Source organism: Mangrovitalea sediminis (genome assembly GCF_002514725.1).
Lineage (GTDB): Bacteria > Pseudomonadota > Gammaproteobacteria > Pseudomonadales > Oleiphilaceae > Mangrovitalea > Mangrovitalea sediminis.
In genome coordinates this window covers 57287-74101 of the sequence record NZ_NTLB01000008.1, presented here as the reverse complement: position 1 = coordinate 74101, position 16815 = coordinate 57287, and the positions used below count along the sequence as shown (strand labels likewise).

General features: G+C 57.5%; 11 protein-coding genes. All 11 read left to right on the top strand.

Translation table 11 applies throughout. The annotated features are described in order from the left end of the window. The first annotated feature begins 7 nt into the window (after positions 1-7). The 11 genes from pilQ to ehuA all read left to right on the top strand — a co-directional run bounded on the left by pilQ (position 8) and on the right by ehuA (position 16806). Positions 8-2110 (top strand): type IV pilus secretin PilQ, encoded by a 2103-nt coding sequence (gene pilQ, locus CLR77_RS19085; RefSeq protein WP_227520006.1) that lies wholly within the window; start codon positions 8-10, stop codon positions 2108-2110. Positions 2111-2261: 151 nt separating this feature from the next. Then, positions 2262-2828 (top strand): shikimate kinase AroK, encoded by a 567-nt coding sequence (aroK, locus tag CLR77_RS19080; RefSeq protein ID WP_097462408.1) that lies wholly within the window; start codon positions 2262-2264, stop codon positions 2826-2828. Beyond that, positions 2821-3933: a 3-dehydroquinate synthase gene (gene aroB, locus CLR77_RS19075; RefSeq protein WP_097462311.1), complete on the top strand. Its 1113-nt coding sequence runs from the start codon at positions 2821-2823 to the stop codon at positions 3931-3933. The genes aroK and aroB overlap by 8 nt, the downstream gene beginning before the upstream one ends. Further along, positions 3908-5653, top strand: coding sequence for an SPOR domain-containing protein (locus tag CLR77_RS19070; RefSeq protein WP_158227245.1), 1746 nt, complete (start codon positions 3908-3910; stop codon positions 5651-5653). The genes aroB and CLR77_RS19070 overlap by 26 nt, the downstream gene beginning before the upstream one ends. 509 nt (positions 5654-6162) lie before the next feature. Continuing rightward, positions 6163-10611 carry a glutamate synthase large subunit gene (gene gltB / locus CLR77_RS19065; RefSeq protein ID WP_097462309.1) on the top strand — a complete coding sequence of 1483 codons (4449 nt, stop codon included), beginning with the start codon at positions 6163-6165 and terminating at the stop codon, positions 10609-10611. A gap of 50 nt (positions 10612-10661) precedes the next feature. Continuing rightward, the gene (locus tag CLR77_RS19060; RefSeq protein ID WP_097462308.1) at positions 10662-12080 is read left to right on the top strand and encodes an FAD-dependent oxidoreductase; all 1419 of its coding nucleotides are present in this window, start codon (positions 10662-10664) and stop codon (positions 12078-12080) included. Between the two features lie 111 nt (positions 12081-12191). After that, the gene (gene hemE / locus CLR77_RS19055; RefSeq protein WP_097462307.1) at positions 12192-13259 is read left to right on the top strand and encodes a uroporphyrinogen decarboxylase; all 1068 of its coding nucleotides are present in this window, start codon (positions 12192-12194) and stop codon (positions 13257-13259) included. Between the two features lie 425 nt (positions 13260-13684). After that, a complete protein-coding gene (gene ehuB, locus CLR77_RS19050; RefSeq protein ID WP_097462306.1) occupies positions 13685-14554 on the top strand; it encodes an ectoine/hydroxyectoine ABC transporter substrate-binding protein EhuB in 870 nt (289 codons plus the stop codon). 130 nt (positions 14555-14684) lie between these two features. After that, positions 14685-15335, top strand: coding sequence for an ectoine/hydroxyectoine ABC transporter permease subunit EhuC (ehuC, locus tag CLR77_RS19045; protein WP_097462305.1), 651 nt, complete (start codon positions 14685-14687; stop codon positions 15333-15335). Continuing rightward, complete coding sequence (gene ehuD, locus CLR77_RS19040) at positions 15335-16027, top strand: ectoine/hydroxyectoine ABC transporter permease subunit EhuD (RefSeq protein WP_097462304.1); 693 nt, start codon at positions 15335-15337, stop codon at positions 16025-16027. Before ehuC ends, ehuD begins: the two co-directional genes overlap by 1 nt. Next, positions 16024-16806, top strand: coding sequence for an ectoine/hydroxyectoine ABC transporter ATP-binding protein EhuA (gene ehuA / locus CLR77_RS19035; RefSeq protein ID WP_097462303.1), 783 nt, complete (start codon positions 16024-16026; stop codon positions 16804-16806). The genes ehuD and ehuA overlap by 4 nt, the downstream gene beginning before the upstream one ends. The last annotated feature ends 9 nt before the right edge of the window (positions 16807-16815 follow it).

The following is a 16815-nucleotide window of genomic DNA, read 5'->3' as shown; positions in this document are numbered from 1 at the left end:
CGCTGTCATGAATACTCGTAAAAACATTGAACAAAAACGCTTGGGGTTGAGGCTAACGATGTTCAGGAAACTCAAGAGTTGGACGGCGGTAACCGCCCTGGCGATGGTGGCCAACCTGGCCTGGGGCGTTACCCTCAAGGACGCAAACTTTTCGTCGTTGCCGGGTGACCGGACGCTGGTGACATTGACATTCAGCGGACCGCCTCCCCAGCCTACCGGCTATACCATCCAGCAACCGGCGCGAATCGCGCTGGATCTTAAAGGCGTGGATGCGGCGCTGAAGTCTCGCTACCTGAGTCTCGGCGGTGGCAATGCGCAGAGTCTGACGGTGGTCGATGCGAAAGACCGTACACGGCTGATTTTCAACCTGGTGCAACTGGTGCCCTACAGTGCCAAGGTGGATGGCGATCAGTTGAAGGTCGTCATCGGTGGGCAGCAGGGTGCTGCCATGGTGGCGTCCGCCGACTCCGCCACGCCGGTTTCGAACAGTGATTCGGCTGCTGCGGCTGAGCCCAGCGTGACCAATGTGGACTTCCATCGCGGAGATCATGGTCAGGGGCAGGTCGTGGTGACCTTCTCAAACCCGAAAGTCGACGTGGATATGTCGGAAAAAGGTGGAAAGATCATCCTGCGTGCGCACGGTGTGACGTTGCCGCAAAAGCTGCGTCGTCAGCTGGACGTTACTGACTTCGCCACGCCCGTCAAACGAATCGACAGCTACACCGAAGACAACACCACGGTTATCAGTATCAAGCCGGAGGGGACTTACGACTATCTGGCTTACCAGACCAATAATCAGTTTACGGTCAGTGTCGAGAAGCTGACCCAGCAGGAAGCGGACAAGCGTCAGAAAGAGAAATTCCCCTATACGGGTGAGAAACTGTCGCTGAACTTCCAGGATATCGAAGTCCGTTCCGTACTCCAGTTGATTGCGGACTTTACAGGCCTGAATCTGGTGGCGAGCGATACGGTTAAAGGAAATATCACCCTGCGTCTGCAGAATGTGCCCTGGGACCAGGCGCTGGACCTGATCCTCAAGACCAAGGGGCTGGCGAAGCGTCAGGTGGGTAACGTGCTGTTGGTCGCGCCTGCTGCGGAATTGGCGGCACAGGAGAAGCTGGAGGCTCAGGCCAATCAGCAGATCTCTGAATTGGCGCCGCTGCACCTGGATATTATCCAGATCAACTATGCGAAGGCGGCTGACATCGTCAAACTGCTCAAGCAAGACAAGGACCTGATCTCTTCCCGCGGATTCATCTCCTCCGATTCCCGCACCAATACCATCAGCGTGCGGGAAACGACGGACAAGCTCGAGCAGATTCGCCGCCTGGTGACGACCTGGGACGTTCCGGTTCGACAAGTCCTGATCGAAGCGCGGATTGTGCGGGCTCAAACCACGGTATCCTCGGATCTGGGGGTTCGTTGGGGCGCTCAATATGTGGGTGATTCCAACAACAACTTTGTGGTCGGTAACAGTTCCAGCAACCTGGGGACTCTGCAGTCCAGCGGCACGGGCTTCAATAACTCCGGCATGATGGTTGACCTTGGCGTGACCAAGAGCAGCACCAGCTCTATCGCATTCGGTTACCTGAAGAGCGACTACCTGATCGATCTCGAACTGTCCGCTCTGGAAAGTGACGGCAAGGCGGAAATCGTGGCTCAGCCGAAGGTGGTAACGGCAGACCGTCAGCAGGCGAAGATTCAGTCCGGTACCGAGATTCCTTATCAGGAGGCCTCGTCCAGTGGCGCGACTTCGGTATCCTTCAAGGATGCGGTCCTTTCACTTGATGTGACTCCGCAGATCACGCCTGATGACAAGATCATCATGGATCTGGAAGTGCATCAGGATTCCGAGGGGCAGGTGGTGAACAATGTTCCTGCGATCGATACCAATTCGGTAAAAACGCAGGTGTTGGTCAACAATGGCGAAACCATTGTTCTCGGCGGGATCTTCCAGTCCCAGCAGACTACAACAATCACCAAGACGCCGTTCCTGGGTGACATTCCCTACCTGGGCCGGCTGTTCCGCCAGACCAGTAAGAGTAATCAGCGTAGCGAGTTGCTGGTGTTCATCACGCCTAAAATCGTGAAGAGCGACCTTACTCAGTAAGCAAGGCGGCTACTCTGCGCTGCAATCCAAAGCCCCGAAGGTTCTCCTTCGGGGCTTTTTCGTTTCATCTCCCAGTAATGGTTTTACCGGCTTATGCACTCCGCTGCCCTGTGCTATCCTCTGCGGCCAGTCCAATTGGTAGCGCATGATGATGGAACTGCCTCAGCGTGTTGTGCTGGTGGGGCCGATGGGTGCCGGGAAGAGCACAATCGGGCGCCTGCTGGCCCGAGAGCTCGGATATACCTTTATTGATTCCGATCGCCTGATCGAAGAGCGGTGTGGGGCTAATATTCCCTGGATTTTCGATGTTGAGGGGGAGGAAGGCTTTCGCAATCGCGAAACCCATATTCTGGAAGAGTTGTGTCAGCTCGATCATGTTGTTATCGCTACGGGCGGAGGCGCAGTGATGCGGGAGCAGAACCGCGAACTCCTGAGTCGCAATGCCATGGTGATCTACCTGAAGACCTCCATTTCCCAGCAATACGAACGTACCCGTCGAGACCGCAATCGGCCGCTGCTCCAGCGTGATGACCCGTTGGCCGTCCTGACAGACCTTTTTGAGCGCAGGGATCCTCTGTATCACTCTCTTGCCAATCTGGTGATGATGACTGATCGCAAAAGTCCTCGGCTGGTCGTTCGTCAGGTGATTAACCGGTTGAAACCGAGGACGCCAAGGCATTACCGGAAAGCCAGAAAAGAGGGGCGGCATCATGCCTGAAATTGTTAAGCGTCTGGATTTGGATCTTGGTGAACGCAGTTACCCTATCGTGATTGGTCAGGGCCTGCTGGGGCACTTTGACCTGACGCCCTGGGTCCGGGGGAATCAGGTCCTCGTTGTGACGAATGAGACTGTCGCGCCACTTTACCTGGAATCTCTGCTGGGGAGTCTGCCGGGCAAGGCGGTTGATTCGGTTGTCCTGCCGGATGGAGAGCGCTACAAGAACTGGCAGACGCTTAACCTGATTTTCGACGGTTTGTTGTCCAATCGGCACACCCGTAAAACGACTTTGGTCGCACTGGGTGGCGGTGTGGTTGGCGATATGACCGGCTTCGCGGCGGCCTGTTATCAGCGGGGCGTCGATTTTATCCAGATTCCGACGACCCTGTTGTCGCAAGTGGATTCCTCGGTGGGCGGTAAGACCGGCATCAACCATTCCCTGGGGAAGAACATGATTGGTGCCTTCCATCAGCCCGGCGTTGTGTTGATCGATACGGACACATTGAAGAGTTTGCCGCCGCGAGAGTTTGCCGCCGGCCTGGCGGAAGTGATCAAGTACGGACTGATTCGTGAGCCTGCCTTCCTGCGCTGGTTGGACGAGCATCTGGACGACGTTGTCGCGCTGGACCCCTTGGCATTGAGTGAAGCGATATACCGGTCCTGTGCCTGTAAGGCGGAAGTTGTCGCCTTGGATGAGCGAGAAGGGGGCTTGCGTGCCATTCTGAACCTCGGTCACACCTTTGGTCACGCTATCGAGACCCATACCGGTTATAGTGAGTGGCTGCATGGTGAGGCTGTTGCTGTCGGTATGCTGATGGCGGCCGATCTTTCCGCACGCCTTGGCTGGTTGTCCGCAGAGGATGTGTCGCGTGTCCAGGCCTTGCTGCAGCGGTCCGCTTTGCCGCTCCTGCCTCCCAAGGGTATGATGCCGGACGATTTCCTGCGGTTGATGGCCGTAGATAAAAAGAATGTGGATGGCCGCCTGCGTCTCGTGCTGATGAGAACGTTAGGACGTGCTGAAATAACTGACGATGTGGCGCAGGTTGTGCTGCGTCAAACGCTGGAATCGTTTTGCTCTCATGAAAGAGGATCGAGTCACAATTAGCGGAACGCTCGCTGAGGATGTTGTCAGCGGGTTAAGTGCCGAAGACGATGTCCGTGGCCGTCTTAGAGAGCAATATGGGTTGGCTCGAGACCCTTTCACTGAAGATTCGGGCTTCTTCTTCACCGGTGCCCGCCGTCAGCATAGTATTGAATCGCTGCGGCACCTGGCCTGTTTCGGTGACATGGTGCTGCTGGTCAGCGGCGCCCGTGGCGCGGGCAAGACGCGGACACTTGCCGAACTTTGCCGGCGAGAGAAAACTCAACTCGATTTCAGGCTTCTTCCCGCCTCCCAGTTAACGTCGATTCGTGAGCTGGCGGCCGCCCTTCTGGCCCAAGCCAATAGTGAACTGCCGCTAGGGCAATCTCCTGAGCTGGTTATCTCCGGTTTTTTTCGGTGGAGTGAGACCGCTGCGCGTAAAGACCGCCGAATGGTTCTTCTGGTGGATGATGCCGAGCGTGTTCCGCCAGAGGTGTTGAAAGTTCTGGTGAGCGCCTTTCGGCGTGCCAGCCGGAGTCAGGCAGCAATCCCTTTGCTGGCCGGCGAGGAATCGCTGGTGCGAACGCTGACGGGCGAAGAGGATGCGGAAGGTTCCCCCTGGCTGCACCAGATCGCCTTAAACCCCCTGAGTCTCGATGATATCGCGGAGTATGTCGATCAGGCGCTTAGCTTTGGGGGCGGGCAGAGGGCAGAGGCTCCCAGTAAGGCTAAGTTGAAACAGATCCTGCAGCAGAGCGAGGGCTCCCTGGGGCGCTTGCGTCGGGTCACCCCGGCCGTGCTCTCTGGATTGAGCCAGGGGACGCCTCCCAGTCCGCCGAAATCGAAAAAGACCCCGGGCGGGTTCGGTCCGGCGCGCTGGTTGGCGCTGGTGGTGTTGCTCATGCTGGTGTCTTATCTTGCCGTGTCATGGTTCTACAAGCCGGATATATCACGTTCCTCGCTTGTCCAGACAACGGTGATTCCTGAGCGCCCCATGGTTCATATGGCGGAGCCTGCGTCACCGCCACAGATGCCTGCTGCTCAGCCGGCTGTGCCATCTCCAGAAACGGGGGCCGCTGTGCCAGGTGACGAAGGCCGGGCTTCGCCGTCTCACCTGCCTGTGGCGCAGGCTCCCGCTTCTTCGTCGCCCGAGAGGGTAGCGGCCTCGCCGGAGTCGTCGTCTTCCGCACCTTCTTCGGGTGAGCCTGCGTCAGAAAACCCCGGGGCGTCCAGCACGGCTGCGATGACGGAGCCGCAGACTGCTCAGGCGGCTCCGCGCCCTGTGACGCCAACGTCAGTGGCGCCTAAGCCGGATGTCTCGGCGGAGCCAAGTGTTTTGCCCCGGCCCGTTCAACCGGTTGCATCGTCCGCGCCGGCGTCGCAGGATCGCCAGCAGGTGGTGCCTACGGTGAAGGCTCCCGCTCCCGAGAAAAAGGCGCTGTCGAGGAACGTTTTCTCGCCGTCGATGCCGTCGAAATTTGTCGCGGTCGATGCACTCAAATCGCGCGGAGCCTATACCATTCAGATGGCGGCGGGGCATAATGAGAGCACAGCCATTGATTTTATACACCAGCATGCGTCAGTATCTTTGGTGTATACTCGCTCGTCCTACAAGGGCAAGCCTTGGTATGTGGTAGTACATGGAACGTATAGGGATTCTCAAGAGGCTCACAAGGCGCTTGATCAGCTATCCAAGGCAATTCGAAAGCAGGGACCCTGGGTCCGCCGAACGGCAGGTCTCTAGAGTCCGATGAATTTTCACGGTGCGGCGTGTGCACTGTGGATGCACCGTCAGTGAAGCAGCGCCTGCCAATCGATCTCTGAGTGTCGATGCATCAGGTAAGGTGAAGTTGGCCGCGCTCGTTTGCCGCTCGCCGGTGCATAGCCGTTATCCGGGCCCCACAAAGGGCTGGGCGGCATCCCCCTAATAACCAAAATAGTTCCGCGCCTGTATTCAACTCCGTCAGTGTCTGCTTTCTGGCCGAAAGGCCTTTTCAGTACCCTGGGCGGCAGTGAACGGTGGACCCCAGTCTCTATCAAAACGCTCTGTTGCGGCGCCTTGTATCGCTGCGACGGGCTGCCCGCGCCGGGGCGGGAAGTGCTGGTGGCAGGGAGCGAAAGTTTGCCCGGTTTGAGTGGGTAGGGCTGTGCGTGTAAAATAGCCAGCCCCCAATTTCAGGGTCAGAAGCTGGACGTTCGTGCTTTTTGGCGACAAGTTTCTGATTGGAAAGAGCTTATTGCGAGAGAACGCTTATGATGACTGGTTTGTATCATCCTGAAGAGTTCAGGGACAACTGCGGGTTCGGTCTAATCGCCCATATGCAGGGTGAAGTCAGCCATGAACTGCTGCAAACCGCCATCGAATCGCTGACCTGTATGACACACCGGGGTGGTATCGCGGCAGACGGGAAGACGGGCGATGGTTGTGGTCTGCTGTTGCAGAAACCTGATGCCTTTCTGCGTAAGGTCGGTCGCGAAACCCTGGGCGCCGATCTCGGTGACCTGTATGCCGTTGGCATGGTGTTTCTCAACCAGGACGATGCGCTTGCCGGAATTGCCCGTGATGCCTTGGAAGCCCGTCTTCAGAAGGAAGGGCTAAAGGTCCATGGTTGGCGTGAAGTGCCTACGGATACCAGCTGCCTGGGTCAGATGGCGCTGGACTGTCTGCCACGTATCGAGCAGATCTTCGTCTCCGCCAACGGCAAGGATGAGCGCTCGTTCGCAATCAGCCTGTTTATTGCACGCCGTTTGGCAGAGCAGGACCTGAAGGAGGACAGGGATTTCTATATTTGCAGCCTGTCCCACAAGACGCTGTCCTACAAAGGGCTGATGATGCCTGCGGATTTGACCAGCTTCTATCCGGACCTCGGTGACCCGGATATGAAAACGGCGATCTGCGTGTTCCATCAGCGCTTCTCGACCAACACCATGCCGCGTTGGCCGCTGGCCCAGCCCTTCCGTTTCCTGGCGCACAATGGTGAAATCAACACCATTGAGGCCAACCGTAACTGGGCGGTGGCGCGTGCGTCCAAGTTCAAGTCGCCTGACCTGCCCGATCTGCAGGACATTCAGCCTCTGGTCAACCGGACCGGTTCCGACTCGTCCAGTATGGATAACATGCTGGAGGTATTGCTGGCCGGAGGTGTCGACCTGTTCCGTGCGGCGCGCATGATGGTGCCGCCCGCCTGGCAGAACGTTGACACCATGGACGCCGACCTGCGTGCGTTCTATGAATACAACTCCATGCACATGGAGCCCTGGGATGGCCCTGCCGGCCTCGTTATGTCGGATGGCCGCTATGCGGTTTGTATGCTGGACCGTAATGGCCTGCGTCCGGCGCGCTGGGTCATCAACCGCAATGGCTTTATCACCCTGGCCTCCGAAATCGGCACTTACAGTTACAAGCCCGAAGATGTCGTTGCCAAGGGGCGCGTCGGGCCCGGGCAGATGTTGGCCATCGACACGGAAACGGGCGATGTCATGCATACCCATGACGTTGATCAGCGCCTGAAGACCGCTCAGCCCTACAAACGCTGGTTGCGTGAGAATGCATTGCGTGTCGAGTCCACACTGAACCTGGATACGCCTGACTTCAAACTGATGGATCGCGATGAGCTGCTGATCTATCAGAAAATGTTCATGGTGTCCTTCGAGGAGCGCGACCAGATCCTGCGCCCGCTGGCCGAAAACGGCCAGGAGGCCGTTGGTTCCATGGGCGACGATACGCCGATGGCGGTCCTCTCCAGCCGTGTTCGCCACGTGGCCGATTATTTTCGTGAGAAATTCGCGCAGGTAACCAATCCGCCGATCGACCCGCTGCGTGAAGCCGTTGTCATGTCCCTTGAGACCTGCCTGGGGGCGGAGCGCAACGTTTTCGAAGAGACGCCAGAGCACGCCAACCGGATGATCCTGTCGACGCCGGTGTTGTCGCCAGCCAAGTTCCTCAAGATAGCGAACAATACTCGCCCCGGCTTCGAGGCAATGCGCATCAAGCTCAGCTATCGCCCGGAGTTGGGGTTGAAGCAGGCGGTCGAGTCCGTCTGCGATCAGGCCGAGCAGGCGGTGCGCAGTGGCAAGGTGTTGATTATTCTCAGTGATAGCCAGCTGGTCCGTGGTGAGTTGCCGATCAATGCGCTGATGGCAACCGGCGCGGTTCATCACCGTTTGGTGGAACAGGGACTGCGCTGTGATTCCAATATCATCGTCGAGACCGGCTGGGCCCGGGATCCGCACCACTTCGCCGTACTCTTTGGCTTCGGTGCGACAGCGGTCTATCCGTACCTGTCATATCAGGTTCTCAATGATCTGATCCGTACCGGCGAATTGCTGATGGATCCGATTGAGGCGAAGAACAATTACCGTAAGGGCATCAACAAGGGCCTGCTCAAGATCCTGTCGAAGATGGGTATCTCGACCGTAGCTTCCTATCGCGGTTCCCAGTTGTTCGAGGCGATTGGTCTGGCGGATGAAGTCGTCGACCTGTGTTTCAAGGGCGTCGCCAGCCGTATTCAGGGGGCGGGCTTCTACGATTTCCAGGAAGACCAGGTTCTGCTGGCCGATATGGCCTGGAAGTCGCGCAAGCCCATTTTGCAGGGTGGTTTGCTCAAATACATCCATGGTGGCGAGTACCATGCCTTCAACCCTGATGTTGTCGGCAAGCTGCAGGCGGCTGTGCAGACCGGTGACTACGGTCGTTACCAGGAGTACGCCGCGCTGGTCAACGAGCGTCCGGTTGCCACCTTGCGGGATCTTCTGGGATTCAGTGACAAGGTCAGCCCGATCGATATCGACGAAGTTGAGCCGGTTGAGGGCCTGTTCACCCGGTTTGACTCAGCGGCGATGTCGTTGGGGGCTCTGTCGCCGGAAGCCCATGAAGCATTGGCGACGGCAATGAACCGTCTGGGTGGGCGCTCCAACTCCGGTGAAGGTGGCGAAGATCCTGCTCGCTACGGCACTGAGCGACGCTCCAAGATCAAACAGGTGGCATCGGGCCGTTTTGGGGTAACCCCGGAATACCTGATGAGCGCCGATGTCATGCAGATCAAGGTGGCTCAGGGCGCCAAACCCGGTGAAGGTGGCCAGCTGCCCGGAGGCAAGGTCAACGAACTGATCGCGCGCCTGCGCTATTCGGTGCCGGGTGTGACGCTGATCTCACCGCCGCCGCATCACGACATCTATTCGATCGAGGATCTGGCGCAGTTGATCTTCGACTTGAAACAGATCAACCCGGAAGCGCTGGTGTCCGTCAAGCTGGTGTCCGAACCGGGTGTCGGTACCATTGCGGCCGGTGTGGCCAAGGCCTATGCGGACCTGATTACGATCTCCGGGTATGACGGCGGGACGGCGGCAAGTCCGCTGACCTCCATCCGCTACGCGGGTTCGCCCTGGGAGCTGGGGTTGAGCGAAGCGCACCAGGCGCTGCGCATCAACGATTTGCGCGGCAAGGTTCGCCTGCAGACCGATGGCGGTCTGAAGACCGGTCTGGACGTGGTCAAGGCGGCGATCCTGGGCGCGGAAAGCTTTGGCTTCGGCACCACGCCGATGGTGGCGCTGGGCTGTAAGTATCTGCGTATCTGTCACCTCAACAACTGCGCCACCGGTGTCGCCACTCAGGACAAAGGGTTGCGTGATGACCATTTCAACGGAACCGTCGAGATGGCCATGAATTTCTTCCGCTTTGTGGCGGCGGAAACCCGCGAATGGATGGCCAAACTGGGTGTCCGTACGCTGGAGGAGCTGGTCGGACGTACGGATCTGCTTGAGGTATTGCCGGGCCAGACCCCGCGTCAGAAACAGTTGGACCTGATGCCGATCCTGCGCAACGATCATATTCCCACGGACAAGCCCCAGACCTGTCAGTTGGAGCGCAACGAGCCCTTTGACAAGGGCAGCCTGGCCGAGAAGATGGTGGCTGATATGCTGGCGGCTGTTGAACAAAAGGCGGGTGGCGAGTGGGCTTATCGAATCACCAACTGCGACCGGTCAATCGGTGCGCGGGTGTCCGGTGAAATTGCCAAGCGCCACGGCAACCAGGGGATGGCGGACCAGCCGATCAAAGTCCGTTTCGAAGGGACTGCGGGTCAGAGTTTCGGTGTCTGGAATGCGGGCGGTCTGCACATGTATCTGGACGGCGATGCCAACGACTACGTCGGCAAAGGGATGACCGGTGGCAAACTGGTGATTCGTCCGCCAAGTGATAGTAGCTTCAAGACCCAGGAAACCGCGATCATCGGTAATACCTGTCTGTACGGTGCAACGGGCGGCAAATTGTTTGCGGCTGGTACGGCAGGTGAGCGGTTCGGTGTGCGTAACTCCGGCGTGCATGCTGTCGTCGAAGGGGCTGGCGACCACTGCTGCGAATATATGACCGGCGGTATCGTTACTGTGCTGGGGCAGACCGGCTACAACTTCGGCGCGGGTATGACGGGCGGATTTGCCTATGTCCTGGATCAGCAGAACAGTTTTGTGGACAAATATAATCACGAACTGGTCGAGATTCACCGTATCTCGAGTGAAGAAATGGAACCCTATCGCAACCATCTGCGCCGCGTCATTGGCGAGCATGTTGCCGAAACGGAAAGCGAGTGGGCGCAGCACATACTCGACAACTTTGATGATTACGTGGGCCGGTTCTGGCTGGTTAAGCCCAAGGCGGCCAACCTGAAGGTCCTGCTGGCAAGCACCCGAGCCCGTCCGGAATAAGGACGGGTTGTGCTGATTGTCGAGCGTGAAGGATTCCAGAGGTGCGATTAATGAAAGAGCGTTTGAATAACGATTTCCAGTTTGTTGAGGTCGGGCGGCACGATCCCGAGAAGGTTTCCGCAGATGAGCGCAAGCGCCAATTCGCAGAAATCTACAAGCCGTTTCGCGAGGAGGAAGCCTCCAGCCAGGCACATCGCTGTCTGGCCTGCGGTAACCCTTATTGCGAATGGAAATGCCCGGTTCACAACTACATTCCGAATTGGTTGAAGCTGATCTCTGAGGGCAACATTCTTGAGGCCGCGGAGCTGTGTCATCAGACCAACTCGTTGCCGGAAGTCTGTGGCCGCGTCTGTCCGCAGGATCGCCTGTGTGAAGGCGCCTGTACCCTGAACGACGGCTTTGGAGCGGTCACCATCGGTTCGGTGGAGAAGTACATCACCGATACCGCTTTTGCCTTGGGCTGGCGTCCGGACGTGTCCCGGGTAGTCTGGACCGACAAGAAAGTTGCCGTGATCGGCGCAGGGCCTGCGGGACTGGGGTGTGCGGATGTTCTGGTGCGTAACGGCGTCAAGGCTGTCGTGTTTGACCGCTATCCGGAAATCGGTGGCTTGCTGACATTCGGGATTCCAGAGTTCAAGCTGGAAAAAGGCGTCATGACACGTCGTCGCGAAATCTTCGAGTACATGGGCGTCGAGTTCCGCCTGAATACGGAAGTCGGCAAGGACGTGCAGATACAGGAACTGCTCGAGGAATACGATGCCGTCTTTATGGGTATGGGAACCTATAACTACATGCGTGGTGGTTTCCCGGGTGAAGAACTGCCGGGTGTCTATGATGCGCTGCCTTACCTGATTTCCAACGTCAACCGACGTCTGGGGTTTGAGCAGGATCCCTCAGACTTCATTAACATGAAGGGCAAGCGCGTTGTGGTTCTGGGTGGTGGCGACACGGCTATGGACTGTAACCGTACAGCCATCCGTCAAATGGCGAGCAGCGTAACCTGCGCCTATCGCCGGGATGAGGACAACATGCCGGGGTCCCGTCGCGAAGTGGCTAACGCCCGCGAGGAGGGAGTCCGGTTCCTGTTCAACCGTCAGCCGATTGCGATTATCGGCGAAGATCAGGTTGAAGGGGTCAAGGTTATTCAGACCCGTCTGGGAGAGCCTGACGAGAAAGGTCGGCAGCGCCCGGAAGTGGTCCCGGGAAGTGAGGAGGTGATCCCGGCGGATGCGGTTCTGGTCGCTTTCGGTTTTCGTCCAAGTCCCGCGTCCTGGTTCTCGGAGTATGGTATCGAAACTGATGGCAGTGGTCGCGTAATGGCGCCTGCTCAGCACAAGTTCCCGTTCCAGACCACCCACGAGAAGATTTTTGCGGGTGGTGATATGGTTCGCGGTTCGGACTTGGTCGTTACGGCTATTGCCGAAGGCCGCTCCGCAGCGGATGGCATTCTGGATTACCTGGACGTCTGATCGCTGCTTCTCCCCAGAAAGCACGGGGCGCCCTGCAAAATGGGCGCTCTGCTGCTCTATCCTGCATAATGTCACCGGCATTCACATCTGTTCGACTTCGTTGAGGGTTCCATGAGCGAATTGAAGAACGACCGTTTCTTGCGGGCGCTACAGCGCTTGCCGGTGGATTGCACGCCAGTCTGGATGATGCGCCAGGCCGGGCGCTATCTGCCCGAATACCGCGAAACGCGTGCCCGGGCCGGGGACTTTCTCAGTCTCTGCAAGAACGCGGATCTCGCCTGTGAGGTCACGTTGCAACCGCTGGAGCGTTACGCGCTGGATGCGGCCATTCTGTTTTCCGATATCCTGACCATACCGGATGCGATGGGCTTGGGGCTCTATTTCGAGCAAGGCGAGGGGCCGCGTTTCCGTAAGCCGGTAAGGACCGCGGCAGACGTTGCAGCTTTGCCCGTTCCCAAGGCTGATGCCGACCTGGATTATGTTATGTCGGCGGTCCGAACCATTCGTCAGGCTTTGAATGGGCGGGTGCCGCTAATCGGTTTCTCCGGCAGCCCCTGGACCCTGGCGACCTATATGGTTGAGGGCGGTTCAAGTAAGGATTTTCGGACCATCAAACGGATGATCTTCGCTGAGCCGGATGTGGCGCATGCATTGCTCGACAAATTGGCGCTCGCGGTTATCGACTATCTCAATGCGCAGATTCGAGCGGGTGCTCAGGCGGTTCAGATCTTCGACACCTGGGGTGGCGTGCTTAGCACCGCGGCATACGAAGCGTTCTCCCTGGCCTACATGCGTAAGATCATTGGCGGCCTGATCCCGGAGCACGAGGGGCGCAAGGTTCCAGTTATCCTCTTCACCAAAAACGGCGGCCAGTGGCTTGAGATGATTGCTGATAGCGGTACCGATGCGGTCGGTCTCGATTGGACCACGGATATCGACAAGGCGCGATCCCGTATCGGTGATCGTGTCGCCCTACAGGGGAATATGGATCCTGCAACCCTGTATGCGCCGGCGTCGCGTATCCGGGCAGAAGTGTCTGACATTTTGCAGCGTTTCGGTTCGGGAAGTGGGCATGTATTCAATTTGGGACATGGAATCGGACAGGATGTCGACCCAGAGGCGCCGCGGATTTTTGTCGATGCGGTGCATGAGCTGAGCGCGCAATACCACACCGCCTGATCTGTGAAGTTGCGGAGATTCTGGGTGTAAGGATCTCCGTGACCACGGTCTCCCCGCAGTCTTGTTTTCCCCGTCCAATCGATCTCTCTTCATGCCTCTGTCGGCACGACTTGCTGTCCCCGTGCATCGCTAAGCCCCTCCCCTAAAAGTTGAGTCTTTAGGCCGGAAATCTGTCTCCGGGCTGTGCTTTGTTTTGGGGCCCGCTGCCGCGGCCTATCGTGAAAACCAGTGCGATCAAAGGCGCCACTTGCCGGGTGGCTTGTTCGCGTGGCGGGTGTTTTTTGTACTTCGTTTTCGTTGGTATGGCAACCTTAATGATTTGACATCTAAATATAATAGTTCAACAATCTTGAACCTGGAGGTTCTGTTAACGGGTTGTATTATTTGATTGCCCGTTTGAAATTCAGACATACGAGGGAAGAATAATGAACGTTATTAATTGCAGATCAAAGCTTATTGCCTCTGCTGTCATCGCGCTCTTGGGCTGTGTATTTGCCGTCAGTGTCAGCGCTGTAACGCTGAAAGAAATCAAGAAACGCGGCTATATCCGTGTGGCGATCGCCAACGAAATTCCCTACGGTTTTATGAATGGTAAGGGGGAAGCCGAAGGTGCCGGTCCCGTGGTTGCTCGCGCCGTTCTGAAAGAAATGGGGATCGACAACGTACAATGGGTTGTGACCCAGTTCGGTTCTCTGATACCGGGGCTCAAGGCCAACCGGTTCGACATGGTCGCGGCCGAAATGGCGATCCGACCGGCACGTTGTAAGCAGGTGATCTACTCAGAACCCAATACCAGTTACGGTGAAGGCCTTCTGGTGCCAGAGGGTAATCCCGGCAATGTTCACTCCTACAGCGATTTCAAGACCGGCGATAAGAAAGTGGCGATCATGGCCGGTGCCGATCAGTTGGATATGCTGCAGAAACTGGGGGTGCCCAGTAGCAACATGGTGACGATCAACAGCAACGCCGATGCCATCTCCACCGTGTCTACCGGTCGTGCGGCTGCCTATGCGGCGACCGGGCTGACGGCCAGCAACCTGGCCAGCAAGAGTGACAAGGTGCAGGTCGCCGAGCCGTTTACCGACCCTGTTATCGATGGCAAGGAAGTGCGTAGTTGGGGGGGGTTCACCTTCAACAAATCTTCAACGGCATTTCGTAACGCGTTCGACAAGAAGTTGGTCGCGTTTAAAAAGACGGCTGCCTGGAAGAAGATCCTGAGTGAGTACGGTTTCCCTCAGGCCGATATCGAAGGGTCCTTTAAGAAGACCACGAAGCAACTCTGTTCGGGCAAGTAACCGGGCATCGGCCAGGTCTCTGCTGAGGTCCTGGCCAACACCTCCTTCCAGTCGGTGGCGACCACTTTGGCGGCGCCCCGGCATGCGACCGACAAGCCGTCCTGGCGGCGCTGGAAAGGGATAACGATCTATGTTGGATATGCTGCCGACCTTGCTGGGCGGTGCCTGGGTTACCGTTGAGTTGACGTTCTGGTCGACGCTGATCGGTGCTCTCTGCTCCTTTGCCTTCGGTATCGGGCGTCTGTCCGGAAACCCTGTCGTCAAATCCGTTTCCGTGGCATACATCGAGGTGTTCCGGGGCACGTCGCTGTTGGTCCAGATGTTCTGGATTTTTTTCGCGCTCCCTTTGATGGGGGTCAGCCTGTCTCCGATGACGGCCGGGATTGCCGCCTTGTCTCTGAATATCGGCGCCTACGGTGCAGAAGTTGTGCGGGGGGCCATCCAGGCGGTTCCCAAGTCGCAGTATGAGGCATCGCGAGCGCTGAATTTCACCTCCTGGCAGGCCTTATGGTATGTCGCGCTGCCCCAGGCCCTGCCTGAAATGTTGCCGCCCTTCGGCAATCTGGCGGTACAGAACCTCAAGGATACTGCGCTGGTGTCGCTGATTACCCTGAGCGACCTGGCCTTCAGGGCGGAAAGCCTTCGCAACCTGACGCAGAAGAGCACTGAAATCTACGGGATGACTCTGCTTATCTACTTTGCCCTGGCGCTGGTTCTGACGGCTGTGATGAAAGTGTTGGAAAAACGCATTGGGCGCTGGAAAGCCGGGGGAGGTCGCTGATGCTGTTTGGCTACCATTGGGATCTGACGTCCAACTGGACTTTCGCCCTTTCCATTCTACCCATCCTGTTGCATGGGATGCTGGTGACCATAGAGGCCACTCTGCTGGGATTCTTCATCGCGGCGGTGTTGGGGTTGGTCTTTGCGGTTCTTCGCGGTTCGCCAACGCGGCTGATTTCCTATCCGGTAGCGTTTATCGTCGAATTCTTTCGCGATACCCCGCTGTTGGTTCAACTGTACTTCCTTTATTTTGTGTTGCCGAACTACGGCATTTTGCTGCCGGCTTTTATGACCGGGGCTGTGGCGCTGGGGATCCAGTACAGCGCCTATACCTCGGAAGTCTATCGGGCTGGCATCGAAGCGGTCTCGCGTGGACAGACCGAAGCCTCCCGCGCGCTCAACCTGAGCCGTGCCGATACGTTTACACGGATCATCCTGCCCCAGGCTGTTCCCCGGATTATCCCCGCGCTGGGCAATTACCTGATATCCATCATGAAGGATGTACCGGTTCTCTCCGTTGTCACGGTCCTGGAAATGCTGAACGTGGCAAAAATTATCGGTGACCGGACCTTCCAGTATCTGATTCCGCTCACCATGGTGGGTGGGCTTTATCTTCTCTTGACGTTATTTGCATCTTTCCTGGTTCGCGCTCTCGATACGCGCTTGCCGAAACGGGGGATTCCATTGAAATGAGTGATGACACGCTGGTTCATTTCGACAAGGTCACCAAACGCTTTGGTGATTTCGAAGTGCTGAAAAACCTCGATTTCAAAGTCAAACGCGGTGAAAAGGTGACGATCATCGGGCCGTCAGGATCCGGTAAATCGACGGTTCTGCGCGTGCTGATGACACTGGAGCCGATCAACGAGGGTGTCGTCTATTTGGACGGTGACCCGTTATGGCATGAGAAACGGGGCCATGAGCTGGTTCCCGCGAGCGAAGCGCATCTGCGGCAGATGCGAAAAAAGCTGGGGATGGTGTTTCAGCAATTTAACCTGTTTCCGCATATGACCGTCATGCGGAACCTTACAGAAGCACCTGTCCGTGTTTTGGGGCTTTCCCGGAAGGAGGCCCAGGAGAGGGCGCGGGAACTGTTGGATATGGTGGGGTTGTCCGATCAGGCGGACAAGTTCCCGCCGCAACTGTCCGGTGGCCAGCAGCAGCGGGTCGGTATTGCCCGGGCTTTGGCCATGCGTCCCCAGGTCATGTTGTTCGATGAGCCGACGAGTGCTCTGGATCCTGAGTTGGTTGGCGACGTACTCAAGGTCATTCACCGGCTCGCGGAAGAGCATGATCTGACCATGCTGTTGGTAACCCATGAGATGGATTTTGCGCGCCGGATCTCGGACCGGGTCTGTTTCTTCGATCAGGGCGCTATCCGGGAAGAGGGGCCGCCCGACCAGATCTTTACGGAGCCCAAAAATCAGCGCACGCAGGAATTCCTGCATGCCGTACTGCACCCGGAAGCCTGAGGGATTCTC

Excerpts from the sequence above, each read along its gene's own strand:
- ehuC (WP_097462305.1), top strand. The coding sequence starts at position 14,685 with ATGTTGGATATGCTGCCGACCTTGCTGGGCGGTGCCTGGGTTACCGTT.
- CLR77_RS19070 (WP_158227245.1), top strand. The coding sequence starts at position 3,908 with ATGAAAGAGGATCGAGTCACAATTAGCGGAACGCTCGCTGAGGATGTT.
- aroK (WP_097462408.1), top strand. The coding sequence starts at position 2,262 with ATGGAACTGCCTCAGCGTGTTGTGCTGGTGGGGCCGATGGGTGCCGGG.
- aroB (WP_097462311.1), top strand. The coding sequence starts at position 2,821 with ATGCCTGAAATTGTTAAGCGTCTGGATTTGGATCTTGGTGAACGCAGT.
- CLR77_RS19060 (WP_097462308.1), top strand. The coding sequence starts at position 10,662 with ATGAAAGAGCGTTTGAATAACGATTTCCAGTTTGTTGAGGTCGGGCGG.
- gltB (WP_097462309.1), top strand. The coding sequence starts at position 6,163 with ATGATGACTGGTTTGTATCATCCTGAAGAGTTCAGGGACAACTGCGGG.
- hemE (WP_097462307.1), top strand. The coding sequence starts at position 12,192 with ATGAGCGAATTGAAGAACGACCGTTTCTTGCGGGCGCTACAGCGCTTG.
- ehuA (WP_097462303.1), top strand. The coding sequence starts at position 16,024 with ATGAGTGATGACACGCTGGTTCATTTCGACAAGGTCACCAAACGCTTT.
- ehuB (WP_097462306.1), top strand. The coding sequence starts at position 13,685 with ATGAACGTTATTAATTGCAGATCAAAGCTTATTGCCTCTGCTGTCATC.
- ehuD (WP_097462304.1), top strand. The coding sequence starts at position 15,335 with ATGCTGTTTGGCTACCATTGGGATCTGACGTCCAACTGGACTTTCGCC.
- pilQ (WP_227520006.1), top strand. The coding sequence starts at position 8 with ATGAATACTCGTAAAAACATTGAACAAAAACGCTTGGGGTTGAGGCTA.